Raw genomic sequence first — 25,176 nt, forward strand, 5'->3', positions numbered from 1 at the left:
TTTCACATCTTTAAAACTAACGAATTAGTTGTTTACTTTTAGCTTTTGGAAGTACTCATCGTACATTACGCTCGCTTCGCCAACTTCATCTTGCCATGTACCGCTGTCCATCACTTCTTGTGGAGGGAAGATGCTTGGATCGTTAGCAAACTCTTTTGGTAGCAGCTCATGTGCCGTCTTAACTGGAGTAGGGTAACCAATCTCTAGTGCAATCTTAGCGGCGTTCTCAGGGCGTAGTAGGAAGTCGATCATCTTATGAGCAGCATCTACGTTTTTCGCGCCAGCTGGAATTGCTAGGCTGTCCATCCAGAAAATGGTGCCTTTTTCAGGCCAGATGATGTCGATATTCGCACCTTCTTGACGAGCCATGTAAGCAGAGCCGTTCCAAAGCATACCAAGAGATACTTCACCTGCAAGGTAAGGGTTTGCTGGGAAATCAGAATTGAATACCAATACGTTTGGCATTAGCTTTTTCAGCTCTTCATAAGCTGCTTTGATTTCATCTGGGTTCGTTGTATTTGGCGAGTAACCAAGCTTTGTTAATGCAATGTGGAAGACTTCACGAGAGTCATCCATCAGCATTAGTTGGCCTTCCCACTTGCTATCCCAGAAATCGTCCCATTTAGAAACAGACGATTTATCTAGCATATCTGCGTTGATACCAATGCCCGTCGCACCCCAAATGTAAGGGATAGAGTAGTTGTTGTTTGGATCAAATGGTTTATCTAGGAAGTTGGTGTCAAGATCGCTAAAGTGAGAAAGTTTCTTTTTGTCGATCTCTTGCAGCATACCTTCTTTACGCATTTTAGAAACGAAGTAGGTAGACGGTACTACCAAATCGTAACCAGAACCTTGCGTTTTTAGCTTCGCGTACATACTTTCGTTAGATTCGTATGTAGAGTAGATAACTTTGATGCCAGTTTCTTTTGTAAAGTCTTCAAGAACTTCGTTTGGAATGTATTCCGACCAGTTGTAGAAATACAGTTCTTGATCAGCCGCCATTGCAGGGGTAGCGATTAGCGTCGCTGCACATAGAGCGCTTGCGTAGAATTTACTTTTCATTTGTTTTCCGTTTTGTTTAGCGATTGGACAAATCAATACTAGTCGCAGTTATTAAGTTGAGCCAAATCGCAATAAGCACAATCCCGTTTATTTAAATCAATTTATACCGAGCCTTTTTAGAGAAGCGATAATTCTGTGAAACTGAGCTAAATAAACCTAGCAACGCATAATTATATCAGTCAATTACAAAAATAGGCAGCGTATCGCTGCCTATTTTCAGTTAGTCGATGCCTTAGTAGGCAAGATCAGATTATTGACCCGCTTTCAGTTTCAAGAAGTAGTCTTCATATTTCACTGTCATATCACCAACCGAGTCTTGCCATTCAACACGGTCAAGATCTTCTTGAGAAGGGAACAGCGGTGCTACGTCTTTAAACTTCGAGTTTGATTCTGTAACGGCGGTTAGGTAGCCAGTGTCACGAGAAATTTGCTCTGCGATTTCAGGGCGTAGTAGGAAGTCGATCATTTTGTGCGCTGCTTCTACGTTTTTCGCGCCAGAAGAGATTGCGAAGTTATCAACCCAGCCAATACCGCCTTCTTTAGGGAAGACTAGCTTAAGGTTTAGACCTTCGTTTTGCGCCGCAGCCGCACTGCCGTTCCAAAGCATACCAACGCCAACTTCGCCAGACATGTATGGCGCACCCGGGTTATCAGAGTTAAATACTAAAACGTTTGGCATCAGCTTTTGCAATTCAGCGTATGCTTCGTCGATTTGCTTTGGATCTGTAGAGTTACCTGAGTAACCCAATTTACGTAGGGCAATGTGGAATACTTCACGAGTATCGTCCATTAGCATTACTTGACCTTCAAGCTCAGGCTTCCATAGGTCTGCCCAGCTTTGGAAGTCGTTTGGATCGTACATATCAGCGTTAACTGCTAGACCTGTAATCGCAACAACGTGTGGAATAGAGTAGTCGTTATTTGGATCGTAAGGCTTATCTAGGTAGTTCTTATCTAGGTTGCCGAAGTTTTTCAGCTTAGTCTTATCGATCTTTTGTAGCATACCTTCATCGCGCATTTTTGCTACGAAGTAAGTTGAAGGTACGACTAGGTCATAACCTTGGTTATGAGTTTTTAGCTTTGCGTACAAAGTTTCGTTCGACTCGTAAGTCGAGTAGATCACTTTGATACCTGTTTCTTTAGTAAATTGCTCTAGGATATTACTGTTGATGTAAGGACCCCAGTTCATAAATACCAATTCTTTATCGTCCGCTGCCGCTGAACCTGAGAACAGAGAAAGCGCACATGCACTACCAGCTAATAGAGTAGCCCATTTTTTCATTGACGTTAGCTCCAAACCAAACGTTGTCCAAATCATTTTGGACGGTAGATAGAAAAACAGAATGGCATGTAACCATTCTGTTTCGTGATGTTAACGGATGCGGATTTTACTTTACTTTTTCTCTTGCTAGCAACTGAGAAATTACTACAAGAACCAAAGATACAATCAACATGACCGTTGCTAAGGCATTCACTTCCGGTGAAATACCCACCTTAACCATCGAGTAAATTTTCAATGGTAGGATTTCGTATGTTGGGCCTGTTACAAACGAGCTGATAATTACGTCGTCTAAAGACAGAGTAAAGCTTAGTAACCAACCTGCAGCAACCGCTGGCTTCGCAAGAGGAAGGATGATCTGTTTTAAGATAACCCATTCACTTGCACCAAGGTCTTTTGCTGCTTCCAACATTTTCACATCAAAGCCGTTCAAGCGGCTGTAAACGGTTACCACAACAAACGGTAAACAGAATGTGATGTGTGCAATCAATAGAGTAAAGAAACCAAGCTGCGCGCCTAAAACTAAAAACAGCGCCAACAATGAAATTGCCATCACGATGTCTGGTGACATCATTACAACAAACAGCATGCCGTTTACTGCACCTTTACCTTTAAAGGAGTAACGGAATAGGGCAACGGCCGTCAAACTACCAATAATAGTAGCAGCTGTTGCAGAAAACACCGCGACATTAAGTGAATGCCACGCTGCTTGCATAAGGCTGTCATTGTTAACTAGGGTTTCGTACCATTTGGTTGTAAACCCGCCCCATTTCATACCAAATTTGTTGGCATTAAATGAGTTTACGATCAATACGATGATTGGTAGATACAAAAATGCATATACCAGCGCCATAAAGCTAAATCTAACTGTACGTCCCATTAGTCTAGCTCCACCTTCTTATTCAATAGTTTGCCTGCTCTGTAGTAGGCGTACAGCATGATTGCCATTGCAATAGTAAGTGCGATACTGGTTGCCGCACCGAATGGCCAATCACGAGCGTTTAATACTTGGCTCTTAATTACGTTACCAATTAATAGGTTCTTCGCTCCGCCTAGAAGGTCGGAGATGTAGAACATACCTAACGCAGGAAGAAGTACCAACAAACAGCCACCAATAATGCCAGGCATCGTTAACGGCAAGATCACTTTTGTGATGGTTTGCAGTTTGCTTGCGCCTAAGTCTTTTGCAGCCTCAATGTAGGTATTGTCTAGCTTCTCGATTGCCGAATACAGAGGCAGAATCATAAACGGAAGCAAAATGTAGACAAGACCAATCATTACCGCTGTTTCTGTATACATAAGACGCAATGGCTTATCGATAATATCCATTGCCATTAATGACTTGTTCAAGATGCCCTGTGTGCCAAGAACAATCTTCAAACCGTAAGTACGGATAAGTGAGTTTGTCCAAAACGGTACAATCACAAGAAACAGCATAAACGGGCGCCATTTCTCAGGCATTTTTGCCACGATGTAAGCAAATGGGTAGCCGATGATTAAACACAACAACGTCGCAATGATTGCCATGTAGAAAGAGTGCATCAGCACTTTTGCGTACAATGGATCAAGTAAACGAAGGTAGTTGTCGAAAGTAAAAGTCAGTTCAATTAAGTTCGCTTCATCACGCGTTAAAAAACTTGTACCGATAATCATTAGGTTTGGAACCAACACGAAAAGTGTTAGCCAACCAACAATTAGGGTAATGATTGCGTTCTGAAGATTAATCTTCTTGCTTATCATTGAGTACTACCTCCCAGCTCTCAACCCAAGTGATAGCGACTTTTTGGCCGAGAGAGTGGTCCACATCTGGATCATCTTCGTTAAAGAACTCGCTAACCATCACGCGCATGCCTGAGTCCAGTTGGACAACAGAGTCTAGCGTCATACCTTTATAGGTACGTTCAGTGACGTGACCAACAATGCCTTTTTCTTCAGACTCTTTGATCTCTTCGATACGTAAGTCTTCAGGGCGAAGCAGCACTTGTAGTTTGTCACCTGCTTGTGCTTCTTTGTCGTAGTAAACGACGGACTCAACACCTTCGATTTCCGCACGGATGCGTTTTTCATCAATGCGTTCAAGCATTGTTGCGTTGAAGACATTAATCTCGCCGATAAAGCGAGCAACAAACAAGTTTTTAGGTTCTTCGTAAATTTCACGTGGTGAGCCATCTTGTTCGATAACACCATCGCGCATAACGATAATGCGGTCAGACATCGATAGAGCTTCTTCCTGATCGTGAGTAACAAAAATAAAGGTAATACCAAGTTGACGCTGAAGTTGTTTCAACTCAATCTGCATTTGTTTACGAAGTTTGTAATCAAGAGCAGAAAGCGATTCATCAAGTAGCAGTACTTTTGGCTTATTTACAACCGCACGCGCGATCGCGATACGTTGTTGCTGACCACCAGAAAGTTGGTGCGGCTTACGCTGCGCCATTTTTTCTAGACGGACCATACGTAGCGCTTCCATTACGCGTGGTTCGATTTCTGCCGCAGGCGTTTTTTGCATGCGTAGGCCAAATGCCACATTATCGAATACGGTCATGTGAGGGAATAATGCGTAACTCTGAAATACCGTGTTGACGTGCCTATGCTCTGCAGGAACTTGCGTTACATCTTGGTCATCTAATACGATTTGACCGTTATCTGCCGTTTCGAAACCAGCGATCATGCGTAAAACCGTCGTTTTACCACAACCAGATGGACCAAGAATCGTCAGAAACTCACCATGATTAACATCAAGATTTAAATTGCCGATGATTTCCTTTCCATCGAAACTTTTGCTGATACCAGATAAACGAATAACTGGCTTTCCTGCTTGCTGTTTAGCGTTCAACGTCTGTATTTCTCCCACGTTAAAATTGGGTTTACGCCAATTAGTGTGACATAAGTCATTCACTTTTGAGGCGCGCATCATAATCACCAAAATTGTGAAATTAAAGCATTTTCTTATCTTGAAACAGAAAAAATTTTGCAGGCAAAAGTAATCATTCCTTACCATACTGTTTTTAAGAGGTTATTTGCCTTTTAAACACAGTTTGGTAGGGCTTTGTCATTAGCAACAATTGCTTTCAATTTCATAGTTTTGTGAGTGGTCAATTATCAACCAAATAGTAGATATTGCAAGGATAGAACGTCAGTTCTGATTTTAGACGTGGAAAGATTTCTTTATAATGTTGGCCACTTTAATTGACTGGTATACCAGTAAAAAATTCACAAGTTAGTCTTGGATAATATATGAATAACGATTTTGAAAAAGATTTCAATCTTGGGGGGAGTGTAGAGCGAGCTTTGTCTGGCGACTACGAACTAAAAGCGAGTGCTGTATTTAGTGAAGCTTGGCGCGCAACCATTCAACACTTTTTATCGTTCTCACCAGCGATTATTCTTTTGCTTTTTGTCCAGTTGGGGATTTTCTACATTGCACTTCAACTTCAATTGGGCGACCCAAGTGTCATTCTCGATGCGATAGAAAATCCGGAAGCATTCACCGCTAATATCGTTTCTGCTATTTATATCGCTAACTTTAGTTATGAAGTGATCAGCGCCCCCATTTATGCTGGGATCAGTTTGATGGCGATGAGTCATGTAGCAGGGTTAAAAACCAAAGTTCGTCATGTCGGTAAAGGTCTGCAATTTACCGTTCCTGTTATTATTGCAACGCTGTTCAGTTTAACGTTGCAAGGTGTCGCGGGAATGATCCTTCCACCGCTTTCATTATATTTAGCAATGGCGTTTAGTCACTCTATCTTACTGATTTGCGAGAAAAGAGTGCCACCTATGCAATCGTTATTATTATCACTACGTGCGATCAACAAGAAGATTTTTGTTGTGGCAGGGCTTTACATGGGCGTTATGTTGATGTTTATTGTTGCGGCTATGTTCTACGGTATTGGCTTTATTTTTGTCTTGCCATTCTTCTTCCATTTGAAGGGCATCCTTTATCGAGAAATGTTTGGCATCAAACTTAAGATCGTAGCAACACAAAAAAATGATAACGATCACGATGGTAAATCTCAGGTGTTTAATGCCTAAATCTTTAAAATTAATGACTTTACGAGTGGCGGCTGCCTGTATAGCCGCCACTTTTATTTCGGTAGGTCCATATTTGCATTACGACCACCAGTTCAAAAGCGTGAATGATCCTAATGTTGTTCAAGGTCCGGTGAAACATCCTGATTTGTCGCACTTGTCCTACATTGGGGACATTCCAGACTTTAACTCTATCAAAGACGCCAAAGAAAAAAAGGCGGCATTTTTCGATTTCTTACGGCCTAAAATCGCACTAGAAAATCACAGGATTGAAAAAGAACGTGCTTTTCTAAGCTCTCTTGAGATTGGAGAAGTGTCGCCGGACGAAGAAGCTTACGCAGAAAGATTAGCGCAGTTATATGGGGTTCCTCTTCATGATGGTCATGTTGATGAAGCTTGGCAGACTGAAATGTTAAAGCGAGTCAATGTGTTACCAGAAGCATTAGTGCTAACTCAAGCTGCCAATGAATCCGCGTGGGGTACCTCTCGTTTTGCTACTCAAGCAAACAACTTGTTCGGCCAATGGTGTTATAAACAGGGTTGTGGAATTGTGCCTGCTCAGCGTGCTGCAGGAAAAACTCACGAAGTTCAAAAATTCGATTCAGTTCAGCAGTCAATTCATGGCTACTTTATGAATGTGAATCGCAATCCAGCTTACGCTGACTTACGTGATATTCGAGCTATGTTGGCAGATAAGCACAAAAACTTGTTATCCGTGGCGACAGCATCAGAACTCACTCATGGACTGTTGTCATACTCAGAGAGGGGCATTGCATACGTTAATGACTTACGCTCGATGATTCGTCACAATAACGCCTACTGGACTCAATAAAATAATAATCGAATGAAAAAGTTAAGCTTAATTTTAGGAAGTGCAGCACTCTTGCTCTCGTCACCGATAACGCATGCTCAAGAGTATATGTTTACGTATTCCAAACTGTATACTCAGTTAAAAAATAACACTAAAGAAGGGCATGATGACGTTAAAGTCGGTGTGTTCTTCGTCGATGCCAGAACTAAGCAGCTGTGTACGATTGAAAAAGCGTGGATGGAAAAGGAAGAACACTACGAAGAGTTTGTGATTCCAGCGTCGAAAGAGCTACCATTGCCGATCGACAAAAATCTAAAATCTGCAAATCCTTTGGTATTCGTACACACTCCTAAAGATAGCCGATGTGATTATTCTTTAGTTGTTATGACGAAAGAACCGTTACAGGGTAGTGTTTCTTACGAGCAACTGAAGCCATTAATGCCTCAAATGCAAAGCATGTTAGAGGATTTAGGGGGGATGTTTGCTGGATGGTTCACACCTGAAGTACAGGGCGTCACAATGGAGTTTGCCAACGAACTGAACGGTAAGATCGTTTTTTCAAATGGACAAGAAAAGGCGATTATTAACGGTAAAGTGCAGGTTGCTTTGAGTGAAATTGGCGAAGGTGGAACAATAACGTTACCGGAACCAACGATGAGAGTGCTTCCTTATTTGCCCCAAGCAAAGAAATAGCACTATCTCCACGAAAGAGCCGCATTCGCGGTTCTTTTTCTATTCCATGATGATAATTCAGCGTACTTATTTTCTTATCCTTCAATACAAACATTTAATCCTGCTGCAAAAGCCCGTATAATCCACGCCCCAAAGAAACCCATGTTAGGAAGTCCTACTGTCGATTTTATCGGCGATGTGAGAGCCCGCAATGAACCAGAAAGATACAAGAAAAGAAACCCTTGAATTCAACAAGCTTCAAAAACGTTTGAGAAGAAATGTTGGAAATGCCATTACAGATTACAACATGATCGAAGAAGGCGATGTTGTCATGGCATGCATAAGCGGTGGTAAAGACTCATTTGCGATGCTCGATATCCTGTTGAATCTACAAAAAGCGGCACCAATCAAATTTGAAGTGGTTGCTGTTAACCTAGACCAAAAACAACCTGGTTTCCCAGAGCATATCTTGCCTGAGTATTTTGAGACGCTGAATATTCCTTACTACATCGTAGATAAAGACACATACTCAGTAGTTAAAGAAAAAGTGCCAGAAGGTAAGACAACGTGTGGTCTATGTTCTCGTCTACGTCGTGGTACGCTTTACTCATTTGCTGAGAAAATCGGCGCAACAAAACTTGCACTTGGTCATCATATGGATGACATCGTAGAAACGATGTTCTTGAACATGTTCCATGGTTCTCGTTTGAAGGCAATGCCACCAAAACTACGCTCTGATGATGGTCGTAACGTGGTTATTCGTCCGCTGACTTACTGCCGCGAAAAAGACCTGATCAAATACGCAGAGCACAAAGATTTCCCAATTATTCCTTGTAACCTATGTGGTTCTCAAGAGAACTTGCAGCGCCAAGCAATCAAAGCAATGCTGATTGATTGGGATAAGAAGACGCCAGGACGCGTAGAAGCGATTTTCAAATCAATCCAAAACGTAAGCCCAAGCCAATTGGCAGACCGTGAGTTGTTTGATTTTGTAAACTTGCCGCTAGATCGTGACGGTAGCCGCGAAGAGTATGAGTTTAGTGAAGCAGTCGTTTCTTCAACTAACATCGATGAATCTCTATTCATCGATGTAACGAACATCTAGTAAATAGGAGGCAACAATGCCTCCTATTTTGTACTTGCTTAAACCGAAAATAAAAACGCCCCAAAAGAGGGGCGTTTTTATTTTTGATTATTTGCTCTACGTTGCGGTATTTGGATCGAGAGGGCTGATATAACCTTTTGGTTTTAATGCAAGTACATCACAGTTAATCTTATCGATCACATGCTCTGCCGTGTTGCCGATAAAGACCGCTGAAAGCCCCGTACGACCAGTCGTACCCAAAATCACCATTGCTGCATTTAATCGCTCCGCTGCGGCAGGAATGACGTCTTCTGGTAAACCTTGTTCAACGATGGTTTGTTCCTCGTCGATGCCATGTTTTTGTCTCAATGCTTTCATTGCGGTGAGATGGTGGCCACGAACCGCATCCGTGTAGGTCGTTGGGTCAAATTCAGGCAATTCAATCGTAATGTTAGCCGGTGTAACAGGATAAGCGTTGACGAGATACGGTTCAGCATCGAGACGGTTTGACATCTCTTTGAGGCGTTCAACCATCGCGTCGTTCAAATCAATGTGAGTTGGGTTTTCTGACCCCACGTGTACAGAAGCGAGAATATTAGCTTGCTCCGGCCAATCCGAGTTCTTGATCAAAAGTACAGGGATAGGGCATTTCCGTAATAAATGCCAGTCTGTCGGCGTGAAAATCACAGACTCTAAAACATCGTGTTTACGTGTCCCTTTGATTAGAAGATCGTGCCCACCAGCATACACTTCAGCAATGATTGCTTCGTAAGGACGGTTGTGCCACACAACGCAAACATCAAAATCGAAGCTATCGTTTAAGTACGGTTGAGCAATCTTACGCATCCACTGCTCACGTTGATGTATAACGCCGCGACGCATCGCATCTCTTTCATCGACTGACAGCATTGAGGTCATGTCATAGGAAAAATCGTAGATGGATAAGAAGAAGGTGATTCGGCTTCTGGATACACTCTTTTGAGCTAATTGAACCGCTCTAGCGAGTGCAGGCTGTTCATCATTATTGATGTCAGCAACAACAAGAATCTTACTGTATATACTCATAACTAAGCCCACTTATGTTGCGAAACCAAATACTGAAAACAAGTTAAATCAGTAAATTGGAGACTCTTCGTATATTTTTACTGTAGCTTAGTTTGGGGAACTTTTTGAGGACTTTCGAAGGGATTTTATGAGAAACATGATGTAGCTCATTTTCGAGCTACATCAATAAGTAAGCGAGATTACTCTTTTGTTACACCGGCAAGTTCCATTAGCGCATCATGATCTAAGATGGTGATGTACTTACCTTTAACACTCAGAATTTCAGATTTTTGGAAACGACCTAATAGGCGGCTGATGGTTTCAACCGTTAGGCCTAAGTAGTTACCAATATCGCCACGAGTCATGGTCAAACGAAATTCTCTTGGGCTGAAGCCACGTTGAGAGAAGCGAGTTGACAGGTTGTACAAGAAAGCAGCTAGACGCTCCTCAGCATTCTTCTTAGAAAGCAGAAGAATCATTTCTTGGTCGCCTTTAATTTCGTTACTCATTAGACGCATGATTTGCTGACGAAGTTTAGGCATTTTGCCTGATAGGTCGTCAAGGATCTCGTAAGGGATTTCACAAACCATTGATGTTTCAAGAGCTTGAGCGAAACTAGGGTGGCAGTCACCAGTAATAGCGTCAAAACCAACTAAGTCACCAGCTAAGTGAAATGCTGTGATTTGCTCATCACCTTGTTCTGTGATTGTGTAGCTCTTAATCGTGCCAGAACGGATAGCGTACAAAGATTTAAGCTCATCACCTGCTTTAAATAGCTCTTGTCCTTTTTGGATAGGCTTTTTACGCTCGATGATTTGGTCCAACTGATCAAGTTCAGATTCATTCAGAGTGAATGGGATACACAGTTGGCTAATGCTACAATCTTGGCAATGAATCGCGCAACCGCCTGATTGGATACGCTTTGTTGCAGGTTTTTCAGAAATCATAACAACCTTTCACTATTTGATATACATCAATATTTTAGCACCGCTTAATCCTAAAGGATAGCAAAAATATCGGTGCTATAGAGTTTTGCGTTATATGAAACCAAGCATCTGCATGGCACCCGCGGCAGTATACGCGCCATAGACAATTAAGATTAATGCTGAGATGTTTCTAAATATTAATGATTTTTGCAGTTTCTGAAAATGGCTTACTCCGTAACCAACAGCGAGCATGGATGGCAGCGTTCCCAAACCAAAAGCGAGCATGATTAGGCCGCCATTTACTGCGCTACCGGACACCGCCGACCATGTTAATGCCGAATAAACTAACCCGCATGGTAACCACCCCCAGACAAAACCAAAGGGCAGTGCGTGTATTGGCTTTTTAAGTGGTAAAAGGCTTTTTCCAGCTGGGGAGATAAACTTCCAAAGGTGCTGGCCCATCTTTTCTACGATGAGTAAACCTTGCCACCATTTCGCAATATATAACGCAACCAAAATCATGAAGATTGCGGCAACAAAACGCAGCCACGCAAGAGATTGAGCTAAGCCGCTGAGTTCCGATAACCCTGATATTGCACCTCCGACAAGTGCGCCTATTAAGGCGTAACTGCTGAGTCGTCCAAGGTTGTAGAATAAAGGTATGGTTGGGGAGAATTTTGAGCTTGAACTACCTAAAGAAAGTAGGGATGCGATACCACCACACATCCCCATACAATGGCCGGCCCCGACAAGGCCGATAAGCAAAGCACCTAAAAAATCAGGATTCATAAAACATACTACGGTTTCTTATTGTCTGATTGTTCTTCTTCATCTAATAAAATGTTGTGTCCTTGTCGCTCAAGATCTTCAAACTGGTCGCTTCGAACCGCCCAAAGAAAAATAGCGACAGCAACGCAAACAAGAACAATCGCGATTGGAATTAAAATATAAAGGCTTTCCATAAGTGTTCTCTTGTTTACTTCTCTTTTAGAAGTCGCAGTGAGTTAGATACAACAATGATTGAACTTGCTGACATCCCAACAACTGCGATATAAGGCGCAACTAATCCTGCAACCGCTAACGGCAAAATTAACAAGTTGTAGCCTAATGACCAAGCTAAGTTTTCACGGATAATCTTTCTTGTACGAAGAGCCAATAGGCGAGCTTCCAATAACTTTTCTAAGTTATCTCCAAGAAGCGTCATATCTGCTGATGCCTTTGCAACGTCAGTACCACCGCCCATAGCCACGGATAAATGGGCTCCGGCTAGAGTAGGCGCGTCGTTTATGCCATCACCAACCATCATGGTGATATCACTGCTATCAAGGCTCTTAAGATACGCGAGTTTGTCTTCTGGTTTTGCAGATGCGATCACATGCTCGATACCAATTTCGTCAGCAACAGGCTGTGCGTTTTGAATAGAGTCACCAGTAAGTAAGGTTGTTTTGATGCCAGCTTCAGCAAAACGTTGAATAAACGCCTGACTTTCTTTGCGAATAGGGTCGTGATAATAAAAAGTTGCAGCGTGTTCGTTGTTTATTGATAAGTAAATGGCATTGCTTTCTTTAGTGCTCGAATCTAGCACAAACGAGGAGCTGCCAATTTTTACCGTCTTACCATTCCAAACCCCTTCGATTCCTGAGCCAATCACGTTTTTAACATCTGTTACAATAATCTCGTCATTACTGAAGCCGGTAAATGAACGCGCAATAGGGTGGTTTGCATGAGCTTCAAGAGCAGATGCAAGGGCCAGACTTTCCGCTTCAGAAAGCTCTTTGAATGTGCTTGTACGGCTAATCTCGATGTCACCTTTCGTTAATGTTCCTGTCTTGTCGACGACGAGATGATTAACTTTGCAAAGCGTTTCGAATACATGGCCTTTTCGCAACAGAATGCCAAAATTGCCCATTCGTGAAGTCGCACAAGTTAGTGCGGTCGGTGTAGCAAGTGATAATGCACAAGGGCATGTGGCGACGAGAACCGAAAGCATAATCCAAAAAGCATCATCTGGTTTGGTTTGGTGCCAATAAAACCAGGTTCCAGCTGAGATGATAAGAATTACACCAACAAAGTAGCGTGCTACGACGTCAGCAACTTCTGCAATTTTTGGCTTCGAATGCTGTGCTTCATCTTGAAGGCGCACAATATTTGAAATCATCGAGTCTGCTTTTGAATTGGTGACTTCCAACTCAAATGATTCATCTCCGTTTAATGTACCTGCATAAACAGCATCACCTTCTTTTTTTACGAGATGAATAGACTCACCAGTCAGCATTGATTCATCAATATGAATACGGCCAGAAATAACTTTGCCATCAGCAGGGATATGTTCGCCAGGGAGAACGCGAATGCGATCACCAATCTTCAGCGTTTTAACTGGAATTTGTTCGCCGTCTAGTGTTGTTGCAATGGCAGGGATAAGCTTGAGCAAGTTACCGCTAGCAGCAGCAGCTTTGCGGCGAGCGCGCATTTCTAAGAATCGACCCACTAACAAAAAAAAGGTAAACATCGAGATAGATTCAAAGAATACTTCGCCTTGCTCAGTTACTGTCGCAACTAAACTCGCAACATAAGCGAAAATCAAAGCGATCGAAACAGGGACGTCCATGCCTAGAGTTCGCCCTTTAATGCTTCGCCAAGCATTAAGGTAAAATGGTAGGGCAGAGTAAAGAAGAACTGGTGTAGCGAAAATCAAACTTACCCATCGGAAGTAGTTTTTAAATTCGGGTTCCAAATCGCCAAACACTTCTAAATACAACGCCACAGCAAGCATCATTACTTGCATCGTCGCTAAGCCAGCAATACCCAATCGGTAAAGGTACTGCTTCATCATTCGGTGATAAGATGCTTCTTGTTTGTCTGCTTCAAATGGCGCGGCTTTATAACCAAGCTTATGAATAACTGAAAGCAGTTCACTTAACTTAACTTGAGTTTTGTCCCACGCAAGCAAAGCTCGGTTTGTTGTCGTATTTACCCGTATGGAGACTAAACCTTTAGCGCTGGATACTTGCTTTTCAATAAGCCATGCACAAGCGGCGCAGGATACACCTTCGAGAGATAATGTTACTTCAGATACACTGTCATGGTTACGTACAAATTCTGATTGAACATCTTCATTGTCATAGTGGATCAGGGCTTGAAGTTGTTCTGGAACGAGGTCCGCTTTTTCAGCGGGCGCGGTTCGGTACTGGTAGTAAGAAACAAGACCGCTATCTACGATAGTTTGTGCGACAGTTTCACACCCCGGGCAGCACATCTCACGAACTTCGCCAAGTATTTCTACTTTAAAATCCGTGTTTGCTGGTACATCTTCACCACAGTGGTAACAGGATTTGCACATAAAATTACTTCATTAATGAGACAGAAACTGCTGGAAATTCGACTTTGCCTTGAATCATCCATTGCTTATCGTGTGGTTGAAGTTCAACAAACCACGGGCCTTGTATAGCGTCTTCAGTGGTAAAACGATAGTTGCCAGATGCATCTGCGGTAACTAGCTTCGTAAAATCACGATCGGGTAATGTACGGTGAGTAAACGTTGCTGTAAGCGCTGGGTAGTGCGTTAGCGATCCTTTCGTAAAGCCAATTACGATATTGTTATCTAGAGAAGAAATGTTCGCATTAAGACCAAGGTCTCGAGCGACGTTCATTTTACTGATGTCGATATTTATGCCTTTGCCTTTTTTATAGTAATCCTCAGCAACAAGAGAAACAGAGTTGTTTGAAAAGACGACTACCGTGGCGATTGTCCAAACGACTACAGTAAGAGGAAGGATGATTAGGAACCACGGCCAGAATTGTTTATACCAAGGCTTTACCATAAAAAAGTTCTCAACAGCTAAATGAAAAAAATGTAAGGCATTAAATTTAAAGGAAAGACAGCCCCTGTGAAAGGGGCTGTTATTGAAATGTTACTTATTGTCCGAGTTGCTTAAACTCCAGACATAAGAGGCAACAAGTTGAACCTTATCTTCACCTAGAATGTCCTTCCATGCTGGCATAACACCAGAGCGGCCATTCATTACGGTTTCAGTTACGGCAGCACGCGAGTCACCAAATAGCCAGTCTTGGTCAGTTAGGTCAGGTGCACCAACTGCTGGGTTACCTTTACCATCTGTACCATGACACGCTGCACACACAACAAAGCGAGCTTTACCTGCTGCAGCTTCACGAGCGTTAACTTTACGACCCGATAGGCTTAATGTGTAACTTACTACTTCTTGGACACCTTGCTCACCAAGCGCATCTTTCCATGCTGGCATTTGACCAATACGGCCATGCATGATGGTTGTTACGATTGCTGCTGGCTCACCGCCATATAGCCATGCGTCATCAGTTAGGTTAGGGAAACCTTTTTGACCGCGAGCATCTGAGCCGTGACATTGTGAACAGTTTTGCAAGAACAAACGTTGACCAACTTTTAATGCTTCTGGGTCTTGCGCGATCTCAGGAACAGGGCGTAGACCATTCGCATTATGAGCAAGTTTACGGAATGCTTCGCCGAAGTAGGCATCCGCATCATCCAGTTCTTTTGCGTATTGGTTGAGTTGTTTATTTTCTTGTGCCTGTGCAATAGCTTCTTTTGACTCTTCAAGCGAACGAACGGTTTGAGCCGAACTTTGCCAGTTTAAAAAGCCTTTAAAGCTACCTAGACCTGGGAACAGGGCTAGATAAACTGCAGCAAACACAAACGTGCTTACGAAAAGGTAAGTCCACCATTTCGGTAGAGGGTTGTTTAGCTCGCGAATACCATCGTACTCGTGGCCCATGTCTTCCCCTTCCTCGACGCCCATTTTATCTTTGGCGCACCAAGTCAGGAGGATCGCACAGCCTACTAGCGTACCGATAGTAATCACGATAATCCAGAGACTCCAGAATGTAGTCATTACTTCTTCACTCCTTGGTTATTTGGGGTCGTTTGTTCTTCGTCAGCAAACACCAAGTTGGCATCTTCTTCGAAGCGTGCTTTACGCTTCTTGCTAAATGCCCACCATACGATGCCGATAAAACTCGCGAAGAGCACTACGGTATAAATACTATGAATTGTACCGAAATCCATATGATCCCCTTACTTCATTGCATGACCAAGAGACTGAAGGTAAGCGATGATTGCATCCATCTCTGTTTTACCTTCTACTTCTTTAGCCGCATTCGCGATTGTTTCATCTTCGTATGGAACACCAAACTGATCTCGGAACACTTCAAGTTTCTTCTGAGTCAGCTTGCCATCTAATACGTTCTCAGCAAGCCAAGGGAAACCAGGCATGTTTGATTCAGGTACTAGTTCGCGAGGGTCAAGTAGGTGTACTCGGTGCCACTCATCAGAATAACGACCACCGACACGAGCCAAATCAGGACCTGTACGCTTAGAACCCCAAAGGAATGGATGTTCCCACACACTTTCACCTGCTACAGAGTAGTGGCCGTAGCGTTCCGTTTCAGAGCGGAAAGGACGAACCATCTGGCTGTGACAAACGTTACAACCTTCACGGATATAGATGTCACGACCTTCCATTTCCAGAGGAGTGTAGACTCGTAAGTTTTCTACACTTTCTGTGGTTTGCTTTTGGAAAATCAAAGGAGTGATTTCAACAAGAGCACCCCAACTGATTGCAAAAACAATAAAAATAGCCAACAAACCGACATTACGTTCTAGAATTTCATGGCGATTATTAGAATTATTACTCATTCTTAAATCTCCTTATGCCGGATGAGGGATAGCCTTGAGGCTTTCTTTTGGCGCACTTACCGTTTTGTACGTGTTGTATGCCATTAAGAACATACCTGATAGGAAGATGAAACCTCCTAGGAAACGTACAAAGTAGAATGGGTAAGATGCTTCAACTGACTCTACGAAGCTGTAAGTCAGGGTGCCGTCAGAGTTAACTGCACGCCACATCAAGCCTTGCATCACGCCAGAGATCCACATTGCTACGATATAAAGAACCGTACCAATTGTTGCTAACCAGAAGTGGACGTTGACCAGACCCACAGAGTACATGCGCTCTTGGCCAAACAGGCGAGGGACTAAGTGGTAAACTGAGCCGATTGAAACCATTGCAACCCAACCTAGCGCACCAGAGTGAACGTGACCAATGGTCCAGTCTGTGTAGTGAGATAGTGCGTTTACTGTCTTAATCGACATCATCGGACCTTCGAAAGTAGACATACCATAGAAAGACAATGAAACGATTAGGAATCGTAGAATAGGGTCGTAACGAAGCTTATGCCAAGCACCAGACAACGTCATAATACCGTTGATCATACCACCCCATGAAGGAGCAAATAGAACAAGAGACATCACCATACCCAGAGACTGTGTCCAGTCTGGTAGCGCAGTATAGTGAAGGTGGTGAGGACCTGCCCAAATATATAGAGAGATCAATGCCCAGAAGTGAACGATAGACAGACGGTAAGAATAAACAGGACGTTCAGCTTGTTTAGGTACAAAGTAGTACATCATACCTAGGAAACCAGCGGTGAGTAGGAAACCTACCGCGTTGTGTCCGTACCACCATTGCACCATTGCATCCACCGCACCGGAATAAATCGAGTAAGATTTACCCAGTGATACAGGGATAGCCATGCTGTTCACGATGTGAAGTACTGCTACTGTGATGATAAATGCACCGAAAAACCAGTTCGCCACATAAATGTGGGAAGTGTTTCGTTTCACTAACGTTCCAAAGAACACCACTGCATATGAAACCCATACAATCGCAATAGCGATATCAATAGGCCATTCTAGTTCAGCATACTCTTTACCTGAGGTAAAACCTAGAGGTAGAGAAATCGCTGCGGCTAGGATAATTGCTTGCCAACCCCAGAAGGTGAAGGCAACGAGTGGGCCACCAAAAAGACGTGTTTGACATGTACGCTGAACAACATAATAAGATGTTGCAAACAGGGCACTAGTACCAAACGCAAAAATTACCGCATTAGTATGCAGTGGACGTAAACGACTGTACGTCAACCACGGCGTATCAAAGTTTAGCTGTGGCCAAACTAATTGAGCGGCAATCAAAACACCAACAGCCATACCAACTATGCCCCATAAAATGGTCACAAGGGTAAATTGGCGAACGACTGTATAGTTGTAGTTTTGTTCAAGCTGCTTTACTTGGCTCATTTGCATGCTTCCAATTTCTAATTAACTACACTTTACTTCCAACACGACTTGCGTCGTAACACCACCCAAGTAAACTCTAGAACTCAAGTGTTATCATCACCTTATTTCTATTGCTGACTTTAATAAAAAGTGGCATTTTCAGCGTGACACTATACTTGAATTAACAATTCAATGACAGAGTAGTAACCTTACTGGAGCTCTGGAAATCATTTTTTATTTAAAAAGTTTGAAGTTTGTAACAAGGATATTAGTAATTATGCCTGCACAAAAGTTAACAAAGGCGAGACTTGCACAAATCTTAATCATGCTCAGTCTTTTAGTTGGTGCGTTTTTCTGGAGAACCTTTACGCACGAGACCAGCACAAGCGTTGACTGTTCACAAAAAGAGCGATGTGATGTAACAATTGGTGAAGATAAAATCACGATTAATCGTGATTCGAGTGGGATTTTGATTGAAACAACTGAAAGTACAGGTCTAAAAATTGATCTGAATCAATCTGGTGTGTTTGATAGTATAAGCGACAATCATTATAAAGCTGAATGGAATGCTATATCTGCAACCAAAACGATTAAGCTCAAAATAAACCAAAATATTGTCTTAGTGCATTTATAAATTAGATCTGACACGAGATAATGGCATCTTCTTTGTGAAATTCGAACCTTCTAGCCTAACGATAATTTGTCGTAATGGTATAACAGTAACGTGACAAACAATAATAAAAGCGTATGCAGTGCCAATCAGTATTTACCCATATTACCGACGAATATTTAGCAGTAGAGAGGCTTCGTTCAGAGCTGAGGCAAGAACACTTGTCTTATATCATCTGTTATTACACAGAAGAGTACGACTTCAGAGCCATTCGCTCTGCCTTTCTTAGATATTTCCCTGGTGTTCCATTCCACGGTTCAAGTTCATGCCAAGCCATTATGACCGATCAGGGTTTTCACGTTGGGCCAGTCATAGCGGCTATGGCTATCTATGACTCAGGCCCACATGCTTATGGAACCGGTATTTCTAATTGTGAAGAAAATGAGTGTGTCTCCGTCGCTCTAGATATGGCTCTTCAAAATGCTAATCGAATTGGCGAAGTACCTAACTTAATTCTTCTTCATGCAACTCCTGGGAAAGAAGAAAAGATTATCGAATCGATCGACGAACGCTTCGGCACACTTGTTCCTATCATTGGCGGCTCTGCAGCAGATAACCACATCGAGGGAAAGTGGTCAGTGATTACAGCGCAAGGCCATGAAAAGCAAGGGATTAGCCTCACACTATTTTACTCCTCTAATCCCGTTGATATTGCTTTTAGTGCAGGTCACACACCAACCAACATCAAAGGCATTGTTTCCAAAGCAAAAGGACGGTGTTTACTGGAAATAGATGGTGAATCAGCATTAGATACTTATCGAAAGTGGACTCGTCATCAAGAAAACCTAACTAGCAAAGAAAACCTACTCTTTACCAACTCCAGCGCTTATCCCTTGGGAAGAATTGCCGGACATTTGTACGATAGACCTTATTACAAGCTTTCCCATCCAATACGTGAGACCGAAGATGGGGGGATTGAGCTATTTACCCAGATTTCGGTAGGGGAAGAGCTTACTTTGATGAAAGGGAGTAGGGAGCATTTAATCGCTCGAGCGGCAAAAGTCGTGAATGCTGCATTTAACCAAAAATTAGAAGAATCTCGAAAAATTGGTGTCATAAATATATTTTGTGCAGGACCGATGTTGCACTTAATGCAAGACATGAATAGCGTTTGCGAACAAATTAATCAGGAACTGGAACACTTGCCATTTATATGCCCATTTACCTTTGGTGAGCAGGGAAGATTTATCGGCGGCGAAAATGGACATGGAAACTTGATGATCTCATCAGCGATTTTCCATAAACCTTATGAAAGATAAATATTTAGACACATACCAACAAGAAGCATTACAAGAAGCGTTAGTTGAGCTAAAGCAGACCAAACAACGGGAAAAATTGCTTGCCGATGAAAACAAAGCGATTCTTTCAGCAATCTCTGCAATGAGCGAGGCAAAAAATCGTAATGAAATTTTTTCGGGGCTAAACAGCGTTCTAAAAAAGTACATCAGTTTTGAAGACTTTATTGTCATCACCCGCGATGACAGCCGTTATCCGTTCAAGACGTTAATCTCAACCAATAGCGTGTTTGATAAGGTAGAGTGGTTACACGGTAACACAATGGATCGCGCATTAAACGGCGAGTGTATTCTATTATTCGAGCCAGCGAAATTGTTAGAGTTTGAGAACTTAAATAGCTTTGTTAAAACACATGTTAACTCCGTAATTTTAACGGGCATTCGTTCGGAAGTAACACAAAGCATCATACTATTAATTGGAGCTCAAAAAGGGCATTTTAGTATTGAAAACAAAGAGACTCTAAGGCGCTTTAGACCCCTTATAGAACGTGCTGTTATCGACATAGAAACAAAGGAAAAGTTACAACGTATTGTTGAGGTAAGAACGACTCAACTTGCAAGAGCTCGTGAAGAAGCAGAACTAGCCAACCAGTCAAAATCTGAGTTTTTGGCAATGATGAGCCACGAGATCAGAACGCCTCTTAACTCAGTTTTAGGAATGCTAGACATCCTGAGACAATCTACCTTATCAGATGAACAATTTGATGCCCTCAATCAAATGGAATGCTCCGCTGAGCTTCTTCTAGCCATCATTAGCGACATTCTCGATCTTTCAAAAATTGAATCCGGTAGCTTCCAATTAAACGAACAGTGGATACATTTAAATGACACTGTAACTTTTGTAATTTCTCAGCAAAAACAAGTGGCTATAACTAAGAATCTTTCTTTTAACTTTGATTGTCAGATCTCATCAGACAAACAGTATTGGATTGATTCGACGAGGCTGTCACAGATTCTCTTTAACTTGATTGGGAATGCCATCAAGTTTACGGACTCAGGAAGTGTGTCTGTTTCTGTCGCTGAAGAAAATGACGAAATTGTAGTTTCTATATCTGACACCGGAATTGGAATCTCGAGAGCAAAACAAGCCCATTTGTTTACGGCATTCCATCAAGGTGATCGCTCAATTACTCGAAGGTTTGGTGGTACAGGTTTAGGGCTTGCTATTACCAAGCACTTAGTTGAAATGATGAGAGGTGAAATCTGTGTAAAAAGCCGCGAGAATGAGGGTTCTGACTTCACCATTCGAATTCCAGTTCTAACACGTTACAACCAAAACCGTCCTGTAAAAATTGAGCATAATAGACCAAGCAAAGCTCTAAACTTGCTTATCGTCGAAGACACTCAATCAAATCAACTTGTCGTTAAATTGATTCTTAACAAGCTTGGCCATAATGTTCATATTGCAAGCCATGGCGCAGAGGCGCTTACATTTCTTGAAGAAAACGATACTCAAATTGATATGATCTTGATGGATGTCTCGATGCCAGTAATGGATGGAATAACGGCAACTAGGCTGATTAGAAAGAAAGGAATCACAATTCCAATCGTCGCTTTAACAGCTCACGCGCTAGAAAGTGATAAAGATAAGTGCTTGGACGCTGGCATGGATAGTTTTGTATCAAAGCCAGTTCGCAGGCAAGATATCTATGAAGCTATACAATCATTAATAGAAACGGCGTAGTCATTAATATAGATCTTAACAATCGATAGATTATTAAGATCTATATTAAGTATTTTATGGTAAATACTGATTATGTTTAATCAGCTCTCTAAAGTTAGCTCAAATTTAAAATCTGAAAGGATAGGAGAGCAAAGTAGAAAGAATCTGACGTATGGTTACATTTCATTTAACATAATATACATAATGCGAACTTAAGGGTGATTAGTTTTGTGGTTTTGATTCTTGCAGTTCTGGAGCTATTCGAATGAAATTCACCATTCCTTGCAAATCAACGATTTTATCATGCAAGTGGTGAATAATTTTCTCTGAAATTTCTTCGGTGTATGAACCCGAATTTAAGTAAACAGCCATATCATAAAGCCCTTCAAGGCTGTCAGAAACGTCTGTTAATGTGTATTCTTTGCTAGTCATAATCAACTCTCCTGAAGTTGGTTGTGTTAGAAGCCCGTAGCTGTCCTACCAGTTGCGGGCTTTGTCTTTATAGAAACTGCCAATCGTCAGCCGAGCCATGCTCCGCTTCATTAAATTGGAAATTATCATCTCGAATCAAATTGTATGGAGCTCCATCCAAGAAATCTCTTATGGCATCCGAGATTTCCCAATCATGCTTACAGTAATAAGCTTGTTTCTTAGATAAAAAATAAAGTGTGTTATCGCATAGAATCACATCATTCATAGCTCTGGCTCCAATGGTTCAATTGTTAGTCCAAAGCGCTTTAACTCCAGACCACCGAAGTTGTTAATAGTAAAACTAGAGCTATGAACTGTATATATTCCTGAGGCATAAGGAACTTGATCCTTTTCTAGTTGAAGCTTCATCTGTACTGGGAACTTACCCCCTAAATATGCATAAGCATCTTGCTCGAAAATTTCGCGTCCTGGCTTATCATCTTTTGGTTTTGTTTTACGAGTATGAACCTTTACATCATCTTCAAAAATTTCAATTTTCAGCATATTTTTAATCCTATTAAGCAATGGCTTTAAATGGCATGACATTAGATTGAGCAGCAACTGGCGGTCGATACCAATGAGGGATTGATAGAGGCTTGATGTCAATTACCTCCGAACGTCGAAGAGTTGGGCACATTCGTGAAACATCAAAAACTTGCCCGATATCGATACCAATTTTCTTTAATCGAGCCTTATGCTCGTAAAACTGGCTCTCACTAAGAACGTCCCGTAAATCAACGCCGTTCTGCCATAATGTGAAGTAATTCATCGTGGTATTTGCTTTGCGAATGGTGTCTACCGCACCTGCATTCAATAATTGTTGAGCTATGGACACATGCTCATCGTGACTTATCTGGATGGTTTTCATAGCGTTCTCTATATCGTTTAAGTGTTCATAAAAATCGGTTTCTTGAACTAAGCCGTAGAATTGCAAATTATGTCGTTTTAAAAATAGCTGCTGTAATTTGTGCTCTTGTCTAACCACGCCTTGTTCGTCACAGTAATTTATTAGTTGTTCAATATATTCAAGCTGTTGAGGTGAAACGCCTTCTTTTTTTCGTTTGTCCTTTTTTAAATGCTCCCTGAGTTCATGTGCTTTGCGATAAAGAATATCGATGCGCCAGCTAGAGCCATATCCCCAGCTGCAAGACTGGCCATTAGGCCAAAGATTGGGCTTGCGACCGTTGCCAATTTGCATAGATGACATGCCGCGAATAAATGACAACTCCCTGCCCTTGCCTACAGATAGGTTTTGAGTCCAATCTATAGCTGTAATTTCGGCTCCATCGCCGACCAAAGTTGATGATTTATTGTCGGGTGTTTGGCGGTGGTAAAGTCGAGTGTTTTTCGTAAAAGGAGGCAACCCATATCTATCAAGAATGTGGTTATATATATCCACGCACTCTTCTAAAGTTGTTAAGCCAAACAAGTTATCCATGCGCTGCCAGCGAGATGGATTTCCTTCAACTCTTACCTTAAAACCATCACATCGGATATTTAGTTTCGAGCTAAACGATCCTTCTAATCTTTTTTGGTTAACCGATGGAGGAAGTAATTCCCCAGACTCCATGTCTAGCCGCTCAATAACATGCGTCCCAATGAGAGGAAGCCCCCCATCAGGATGTGTTTGTTGCATGAAAAGACGGTCAATGAAGTACAAGCTAAAACCCTGTCAAGTACGTTTTTTTATAACATACAGATTAACAAAGCGTATATCAACACCTAAGTACGAAAAGAGGGTGTTATACTTAGAACAAATCGTACTTTAGAGGATGTTTTGATGTTGAAAGATGTAATTAAGTCGGCAAGATTGGAATGTGGTTACACACAAGAAGAGATCGCAAAAAAAGTAAAAGTAGCAAAGCAAACATACTTGAAATGGGAAAATGGAGAGACAGAACCAAAGGCAACACAGATAAAACTCTTAGCTGAACACCTGAAAATCACACCGAACGAAATCTGCTCAGGTGAAAGAAACAAAAAAGTAGAACTGGAAGAATTCATAATCCGATTAGCTATGAGCAAAACCACAAAAGAAATAATTACCATGTACACTTGGAAGATGATTCCCGACCATGAAAAATTCTTTGAAGAAATGAAAAGCCTTGGACATGACGAGTATTTTAACGCTATAGGCGAAGTTGCGAGCATAGAGCAAAATATGTAGGTGGAATTCCGGAATTCCGGAGAAAGTTGGGGTGTAACAGTAACCCCAACCTGAAATCTTAACATCCAAGTAACAGAAGCCTATTTTTTAGAATGGTTCCTCCCCGACGAAACGGGGCCCCTCCATTCAAAAAATAGGCTTTGTGCTAGATGGGAATTGATTAATTAAGAGTGGAAGTGCCAAAGGTCTAGACTGTAGAAATTCCGCTTCCTCGAAGCGATTTTCGCATGCTCAATATCACTTCTTGCGGCGAGCGGTTCAAATAAAAAAGACATACCGTTATTTGGTATGCCTTCTAAAGAGTTCAGCATTATGTGTGTTATGTTACGGGCTCTCACTTCAAAGCGATTCTCCTTCCTAGCATGTACGCAGCGAACTGCGACAATGAGCAAGTCTCTCGCCCACCCTTTGCGCGTTCTAGGCCAAAGGCGAACCACTCAACATAACACTCACCCATAATGCGCACTGATATAGGGGTTCCTGTGGACTTGCAATCACTAAGGCCAATCCAGCACAAGCCATTGAAATGCTTGATAATCCAAGTCCGTTAAACTTTTTTCCTATGTTCTGCCATAGTGTCTGCGCTTCGTGCGTTTTTGCTTTATCCATCGCTAAGCCAATCAGAGCCTTTTCTTTGTCTTCACCGATAGCTTCGGCAAGCATAAGTATCTGATTTTCTTTTAAATACGTTCTTCCTTTACGCACATCAGTAAGCATTTGAGGACTTATGCCTAAGTCTGGCGCGATTTGTTTGTATTGCACGTAGTTCATCTGCTCTTTATAGGCATCAATGAGCTTGTTTGTGTACATTTTCCAATCCTGCCTTTCAATTTCTTTTCTTGATTCTAGCTTATATGTACGGGATTTATCGTATTTACACTATGAAAAATCT

28 protein-coding genes are annotated in these 25,176 nt (G+C 42.0%); 8 read left to right on the forward strand and 20 right to left on the reverse strand.

Features of this window, described 5'->3' with window-relative positions; translation table 11 throughout:
• Window positions 1-24: 24 nt before the first annotated feature.
• From ACF8OV_RS14650 to potA, 5 genes are all read right to left on the reverse strand, one after another.
• Window positions 25-1,062, reverse strand: a complete 1,038-nt coding sequence (locus tag ACF8OV_RS14650) for an extracellular solute-binding protein (RefSeq protein WP_005453907.1) — start codon at window positions 1,060-1,062, stop codon at window positions 25-27.
• 250 nt (window positions 1,063-1,312) lie between these two features.
• Window positions 1,313-2,344, reverse strand: coding sequence for an extracellular solute-binding protein (locus ACF8OV_RS14655; protein WP_017448550.1), 1,032 nt, complete (start codon window positions 2,342-2,344; stop codon window positions 1,313-1,315).
• A gap of 106 nt (window positions 2,345-2,450) precedes the next feature.
• Window positions 2,451-3,221, reverse strand: coding sequence for a spermidine/putrescine ABC transporter permease PotC (gene potC / locus ACF8OV_RS14660; protein ID WP_005389180.1), 771 nt, complete (start codon window positions 3,219-3,221; stop codon window positions 2,451-2,453).
• Window positions 3,221-4,081, reverse strand: coding sequence for a spermidine/putrescine ABC transporter permease PotB (gene potB, locus ACF8OV_RS14665; RefSeq protein ID WP_005457403.1), 861 nt, complete (start codon window positions 4,079-4,081; stop codon window positions 3,221-3,223). Before potB ends, potC begins: the two co-directional genes overlap by 1 nt.
• Window positions 4,062-5,255 carry a spermidine/putrescine ABC transporter ATP-binding protein PotA gene (potA, locus tag ACF8OV_RS14670; protein WP_005477641.1) on the reverse strand — a complete coding sequence of 398 codons (1,194 nt, stop codon included), beginning with the start codon at window positions 5,253-5,255 and terminating at the stop codon, window positions 4,062-4,064. The genes potB and potA overlap by 20 nt, the downstream gene beginning before the upstream one ends.
• 323 nt (window positions 5,256-5,578) lie before the next feature.
• On the opposite strand from potA, the gene ACF8OV_RS14675 reads away from it, so the two are divergent.
• From ACF8OV_RS14675 to ttcA, 4 genes are all read left to right on the forward strand, one after another.
• Complete coding sequence (locus ACF8OV_RS14675; protein ID WP_005457395.1) at window positions 5,579-6,376, forward strand: hypothetical protein; 798 nt, start codon at window positions 5,579-5,581, stop codon at window positions 6,374-6,376.
• Window positions 6,369-7,205, forward strand: coding sequence for a glucosaminidase domain-containing protein (locus ACF8OV_RS14680; protein WP_193269198.1), 837 nt, complete (start codon window positions 6,369-6,371; stop codon window positions 7,203-7,205). The genes ACF8OV_RS14675 and ACF8OV_RS14680 overlap by 8 nt, the downstream gene beginning before the upstream one ends.
• Window positions 7,206-7,217: 12 nt before the next feature.
• Complete coding sequence (locus ACF8OV_RS14685; protein WP_025547216.1) at window positions 7,218-7,877, forward strand: DUF2987 domain-containing protein; 660 nt, start codon at window positions 7,218-7,220, stop codon at window positions 7,875-7,877.
• Between the two features lie 190 nt (window positions 7,878-8,067).
• Complete coding sequence (ttcA, locus tag ACF8OV_RS14690) at window positions 8,068-8,961, forward strand: tRNA 2-thiocytidine(32) synthetase TtcA (protein ID WP_005477636.1); 894 nt, start codon at window positions 8,068-8,070, stop codon at window positions 8,959-8,961.
• 96 nt (window positions 8,962-9,057) lie between these two features.
• Here ttcA and uspE read toward each other — a convergent pair whose 3' ends face one another.
• The 10 genes from uspE to ccoN all read right to left on the reverse strand — a co-directional run bounded on the left by uspE (window position 9,058) and on the right by ccoN (window position 18,039).
• Complete coding sequence (gene uspE / locus ACF8OV_RS14695) at window positions 9,058-10,005, reverse strand: universal stress protein UspE (protein ID WP_005495023.1); 948 nt, start codon at window positions 10,003-10,005, stop codon at window positions 9,058-9,060.
• Between the two features lie 179 nt (window positions 10,006-10,184).
• On the reverse strand, window positions 10,185-10,931 hold the full coding sequence (locus tag ACF8OV_RS14700) for an FNR family transcription factor (protein WP_005477663.1): 747 nt from the start codon (window positions 10,929-10,931) through the stop codon (window positions 10,185-10,187).
• 90 nt (window positions 10,932-11,021) lie between these two features.
• Entirely contained in the window at window positions 11,022-11,699 is a 678-nt protein-coding gene (locus tag ACF8OV_RS14705) for a sulfite exporter TauE/SafE family protein (RefSeq protein ID WP_140059640.1), read from the reverse strand.
• 8 nt (window positions 11,700-11,707) lie between these two features.
• Window positions 11,708-11,872, reverse strand: coding sequence for a cbb3-type cytochrome oxidase assembly protein CcoS (ccoS, locus tag ACF8OV_RS14710; protein ID WP_005457379.1), 165 nt, complete (start codon window positions 11,870-11,872; stop codon window positions 11,708-11,710).
• Between the two features lie 14 nt (window positions 11,873-11,886).
• On the reverse strand, window positions 11,887-14,250 hold the full coding sequence (locus ACF8OV_RS14715; RefSeq protein ID WP_203505036.1) for a heavy metal translocating P-type ATPase metal-binding domain-containing protein: 2,364 nt from the start codon (window positions 14,248-14,250) through the stop codon (window positions 11,887-11,889).
• Window positions 14,251-14,254: 4 nt separating this feature from the next.
• On the reverse strand, window positions 14,255-14,731 hold the full coding sequence (locus ACF8OV_RS14720; protein ID WP_023585869.1) for a FixH family protein: 477 nt from the start codon (window positions 14,729-14,731) through the stop codon (window positions 14,255-14,257).
• A gap of 90 nt (window positions 14,732-14,821) precedes the next feature.
• Window positions 14,822-15,796 (reverse strand): cytochrome-c oxidase, cbb3-type subunit III, encoded by a 975-nt coding sequence (gene ccoP / locus ACF8OV_RS14725; protein WP_005477628.1) that lies wholly within the window; start codon window positions 15,794-15,796, stop codon window positions 14,822-14,824.
• On the reverse strand, window positions 15,796-15,969 hold the full coding sequence (locus ACF8OV_RS14730) for a CcoQ/FixQ family Cbb3-type cytochrome c oxidase assembly chaperone (protein ID WP_005396487.1): 174 nt from the start codon (window positions 15,967-15,969) through the stop codon (window positions 15,796-15,798). Before ACF8OV_RS14730 ends, ccoP begins: the two co-directional genes overlap by 1 nt.
• Window positions 15,970-15,978: 9 nt before the next feature.
• Window positions 15,979-16,599 (reverse strand): cytochrome-c oxidase, cbb3-type subunit II, encoded by a 621-nt coding sequence (ccoO, locus tag ACF8OV_RS14735; RefSeq protein WP_005457377.1) that lies wholly within the window; start codon window positions 16,597-16,599, stop codon window positions 15,979-15,981.
• Window positions 16,600-16,611: 12 nt separating this feature from the next.
• Window positions 16,612-18,039, reverse strand: a complete 1,428-nt coding sequence (gene ccoN, locus ACF8OV_RS14740; protein ID WP_005477654.1) for a cytochrome-c oxidase, cbb3-type subunit I — start codon at window positions 18,037-18,039, stop codon at window positions 16,612-16,614.
• A 256-nt stretch (window positions 18,040-18,295) separates the two neighbouring features.
• On the opposite strand from ccoN, the gene ACF8OV_RS14745 reads away from it, so the two are divergent.
• The 3 genes from ACF8OV_RS14745 to ACF8OV_RS14755 all read left to right on the forward strand — a co-directional run bounded on the left by ACF8OV_RS14745 (window position 18,296) and on the right by ACF8OV_RS14755 (window position 21,667).
• Window positions 18,296-18,652 (forward strand): hypothetical protein, encoded by a 357-nt coding sequence (locus ACF8OV_RS14745; RefSeq protein ID WP_063517464.1) that lies wholly within the window; start codon window positions 18,296-18,298, stop codon window positions 18,650-18,652.
• A gap of 113 nt (window positions 18,653-18,765) precedes the next feature.
• Entirely contained in the window at window positions 18,766-19,947 is a 1,182-nt protein-coding gene (locus tag ACF8OV_RS14750) for an FIST signal transduction protein (protein ID WP_063517465.1), read from the forward strand.
• Window positions 19,937-21,667 (forward strand): ATP-binding protein, encoded by a 1,731-nt coding sequence (locus tag ACF8OV_RS14755; RefSeq protein ID WP_065870657.1) that lies wholly within the window; start codon window positions 19,937-19,939, stop codon window positions 21,665-21,667. The genes ACF8OV_RS14750 and ACF8OV_RS14755 overlap by 11 nt, the downstream gene beginning before the upstream one ends.
• A gap of 201 nt (window positions 21,668-21,868) precedes the next feature.
• On the opposite strand, the gene ACF8OV_RS14760 is transcribed toward ACF8OV_RS14755, so the two are convergent.
• The 4 genes from ACF8OV_RS14760 to ACF8OV_RS14775 all read right to left on the reverse strand — a co-directional run bounded on the left by ACF8OV_RS14760 (window position 21,869) and on the right by ACF8OV_RS14775 (window position 23,777).
• Window positions 21,869-22,078, reverse strand: coding sequence for a hypothetical protein (locus tag ACF8OV_RS14760; protein ID WP_031841562.1), 210 nt, complete (start codon window positions 22,076-22,078; stop codon window positions 21,869-21,871).
• 67 nt (window positions 22,079-22,145) lie between these two features.
• The gene (locus ACF8OV_RS14765; protein WP_031841561.1) at window positions 22,146-22,343 is read right to left on the reverse strand and encodes a hypothetical protein; all 198 of its coding nucleotides are present in this window, start codon (window positions 22,341-22,343) and stop codon (window positions 22,146-22,148) included.
• A complete protein-coding gene (locus ACF8OV_RS14770) occupies window positions 22,340-22,621 on the reverse strand; it encodes a single-stranded DNA-binding protein (protein WP_021822574.1) in 282 nt (93 codons plus the stop codon). The genes ACF8OV_RS14765 and ACF8OV_RS14770 overlap by 4 nt, the downstream gene beginning before the upstream one ends.
• 13 nt (window positions 22,622-22,634) lie before the next feature.
• Window positions 22,635-23,777 carry a phage/plasmid replication protein, II/X family gene (locus ACF8OV_RS14775; RefSeq protein ID WP_079855096.1) on the reverse strand — a complete coding sequence of 381 codons (1,143 nt, stop codon included), beginning with the start codon at window positions 23,775-23,777 and terminating at the stop codon, window positions 22,635-22,637.
• 120 nt (window positions 23,778-23,897) lie between these two features.
• Between ACF8OV_RS14775 and ACF8OV_RS14780 the strand changes: the two genes are divergently transcribed.
• Entirely contained in the window at window positions 23,898-24,284 is a 387-nt protein-coding gene (locus tag ACF8OV_RS14780; protein ID WP_021823321.1) for a helix-turn-helix transcriptional regulator, read from the forward strand.
• Window positions 24,285-24,701: 417 nt separating this feature from the next.
• On the opposite strand, the gene ACF8OV_RS14785 is transcribed toward ACF8OV_RS14780, so the two are convergent.
• Window positions 24,702-25,094, reverse strand: coding sequence for a DUF3693 domain-containing protein (locus ACF8OV_RS14785; RefSeq protein ID WP_238970908.1), 393 nt, complete (start codon window positions 25,092-25,094; stop codon window positions 24,702-24,704).
• Between the last annotated feature and the right edge of the window lie 82 nt (window positions 25,095-25,176).

The organism is Vibrio sp. GLN_1, assembly GCF_043106015.1.
GTDB classification, from domain to species: Bacteria; Pseudomonadota; Gammaproteobacteria; order Enterobacterales; family Vibrionaceae; genus Vibrio; species Vibrio parahaemolyticus.

Bases quoted from the DNA above. Each gene is read 5' to 3' on its own strand.
- ACF8OV_RS14650 (WP_005453907.1), bottom strand. From the start codon at position 1,062: ATGAAAAGTAAATTCTACGCAAGCGCTCTATGTGCAGCGACGCTAATC.
- ACF8OV_RS14655 (WP_017448550.1), bottom strand. From the start codon at position 2,344: ATGAAAAAATGGGCTACTCTATTAGCTGGTAGTGCATGTGCGCTTTCT.
- potC (WP_005389180.1), bottom strand. From the start codon at position 3,221: ATGGGACGTACAGTTAGATTTAGCTTTATGGCGCTGGTATATGCATTT.
- potB (WP_005457403.1), bottom strand. From the start codon at position 4,081: ATGATAAGCAAGAAGATTAATCTTCAGAACGCAATCATTACCCTAATT.
- potA (WP_005477641.1), bottom strand. From the start codon at position 5,255: ATGCGCGCCTCAAAAGTGAATGACTTATGTCACACTAATTGGCGTAAA.
- ACF8OV_RS14675 (WP_005457395.1), top strand. From the start codon at position 5,579: ATGAATAACGATTTTGAAAAAGATTTCAATCTTGGGGGGAGTGTAGAG.
- ACF8OV_RS14680 (WP_193269198.1), top strand. From the start codon at position 6,369: ATGCCTAAATCTTTAAAATTAATGACTTTACGAGTGGCGGCTGCCTGT.
- ACF8OV_RS14685 (WP_025547216.1), top strand. From the start codon at position 7,218: ATGAAAAAGTTAAGCTTAATTTTAGGAAGTGCAGCACTCTTGCTCTCG.
- ttcA (WP_005477636.1), top strand. From the start codon at position 8,068: ATGAACCAGAAAGATACAAGAAAAGAAACCCTTGAATTCAACAAGCTT.
- uspE (WP_005495023.1), bottom strand. From the start codon at position 10,005: ATGAGTATATACAGTAAGATTCTTGTTGTTGCTGACATCAATAATGAT.
- ACF8OV_RS14700 (WP_005477663.1), bottom strand. From the start codon at position 10,931: ATGATTTCTGAAAAACCTGCAACAAAGCGTATCCAATCAGGCGGTTGC.
- ACF8OV_RS14705 (WP_140059640.1), bottom strand. From the start codon at position 11,699: ATGAATCCTGATTTTTTAGGTGCTTTGCTTATCGGCCTTGTCGGGGCC.
- ccoS (WP_005457379.1), bottom strand. From the start codon at position 11,872: ATGGAAAGCCTTTATATTTTAATTCCAATCGCGATTGTTCTTGTTTGC.
- ACF8OV_RS14715 (WP_203505036.1), bottom strand. From the start codon at position 14,250: ATGTGCAAATCCTGTTACCACTGTGGTGAAGATGTACCAGCAAACACG.
- ACF8OV_RS14720 (WP_023585869.1), bottom strand. From the start codon at position 14,731: ATGGTAAAGCCTTGGTATAAACAATTCTGGCCGTGGTTCCTAATCATC.
- ccoP (WP_005477628.1), bottom strand. From the start codon at position 15,796: ATGACTACATTCTGGAGTCTCTGGATTATCGTGATTACTATCGGTACG.
- ACF8OV_RS14730 (WP_005396487.1), bottom strand. From the start codon at position 15,969: ATGGATTTCGGTACAATTCATAGTATTTATACCGTAGTGCTCTTCGCG.
- ccoO (WP_005457377.1), bottom strand. From the start codon at position 16,599: ATGAGTAATAATTCTAATAATCGCCATGAAATTCTAGAACGTAATGTC.
- ccoN (WP_005477654.1), bottom strand. From the start codon at position 18,039: ATGAGCCAAGTAAAGCAGCTTGAACAAAACTACAACTATACAGTCGTT.
- ACF8OV_RS14745 (WP_063517464.1), top strand. From the start codon at position 18,296: ATGCCTGCACAAAAGTTAACAAAGGCGAGACTTGCACAAATCTTAATC.
- ACF8OV_RS14750 (WP_063517465.1), top strand. From the start codon at position 18,766: ATGCAGTGCCAATCAGTATTTACCCATATTACCGACGAATATTTAGCA.
- ACF8OV_RS14755 (WP_065870657.1), top strand. From the start codon at position 19,937: ATGAAAGATAAATATTTAGACACATACCAACAAGAAGCATTACAAGAA.
- ACF8OV_RS14760 (WP_031841562.1), bottom strand. From the start codon at position 22,078: ATGACTAGCAAAGAATACACATTAACAGACGTTTCTGACAGCCTTGAA.
- ACF8OV_RS14765 (WP_031841561.1), bottom strand. From the start codon at position 22,343: ATGAATGATGTGATTCTATGCGATAACACACTTTATTTTTTATCTAAG.
- ACF8OV_RS14770 (WP_021822574.1), bottom strand. From the start codon at position 22,621: ATGCTGAAAATTGAAATTTTTGAAGATGATGTAAAGGTTCATACTCGT.
- ACF8OV_RS14780 (WP_021823321.1), top strand. From the start codon at position 23,898: ATGTTGAAAGATGTAATTAAGTCGGCAAGATTGGAATGTGGTTACACA.
- ACF8OV_RS14785 (WP_238970908.1), bottom strand. From the start codon at position 25,094: ATGTACACAAACAAGCTCATTGATGCCTATAAAGAGCAGATGAACTAC.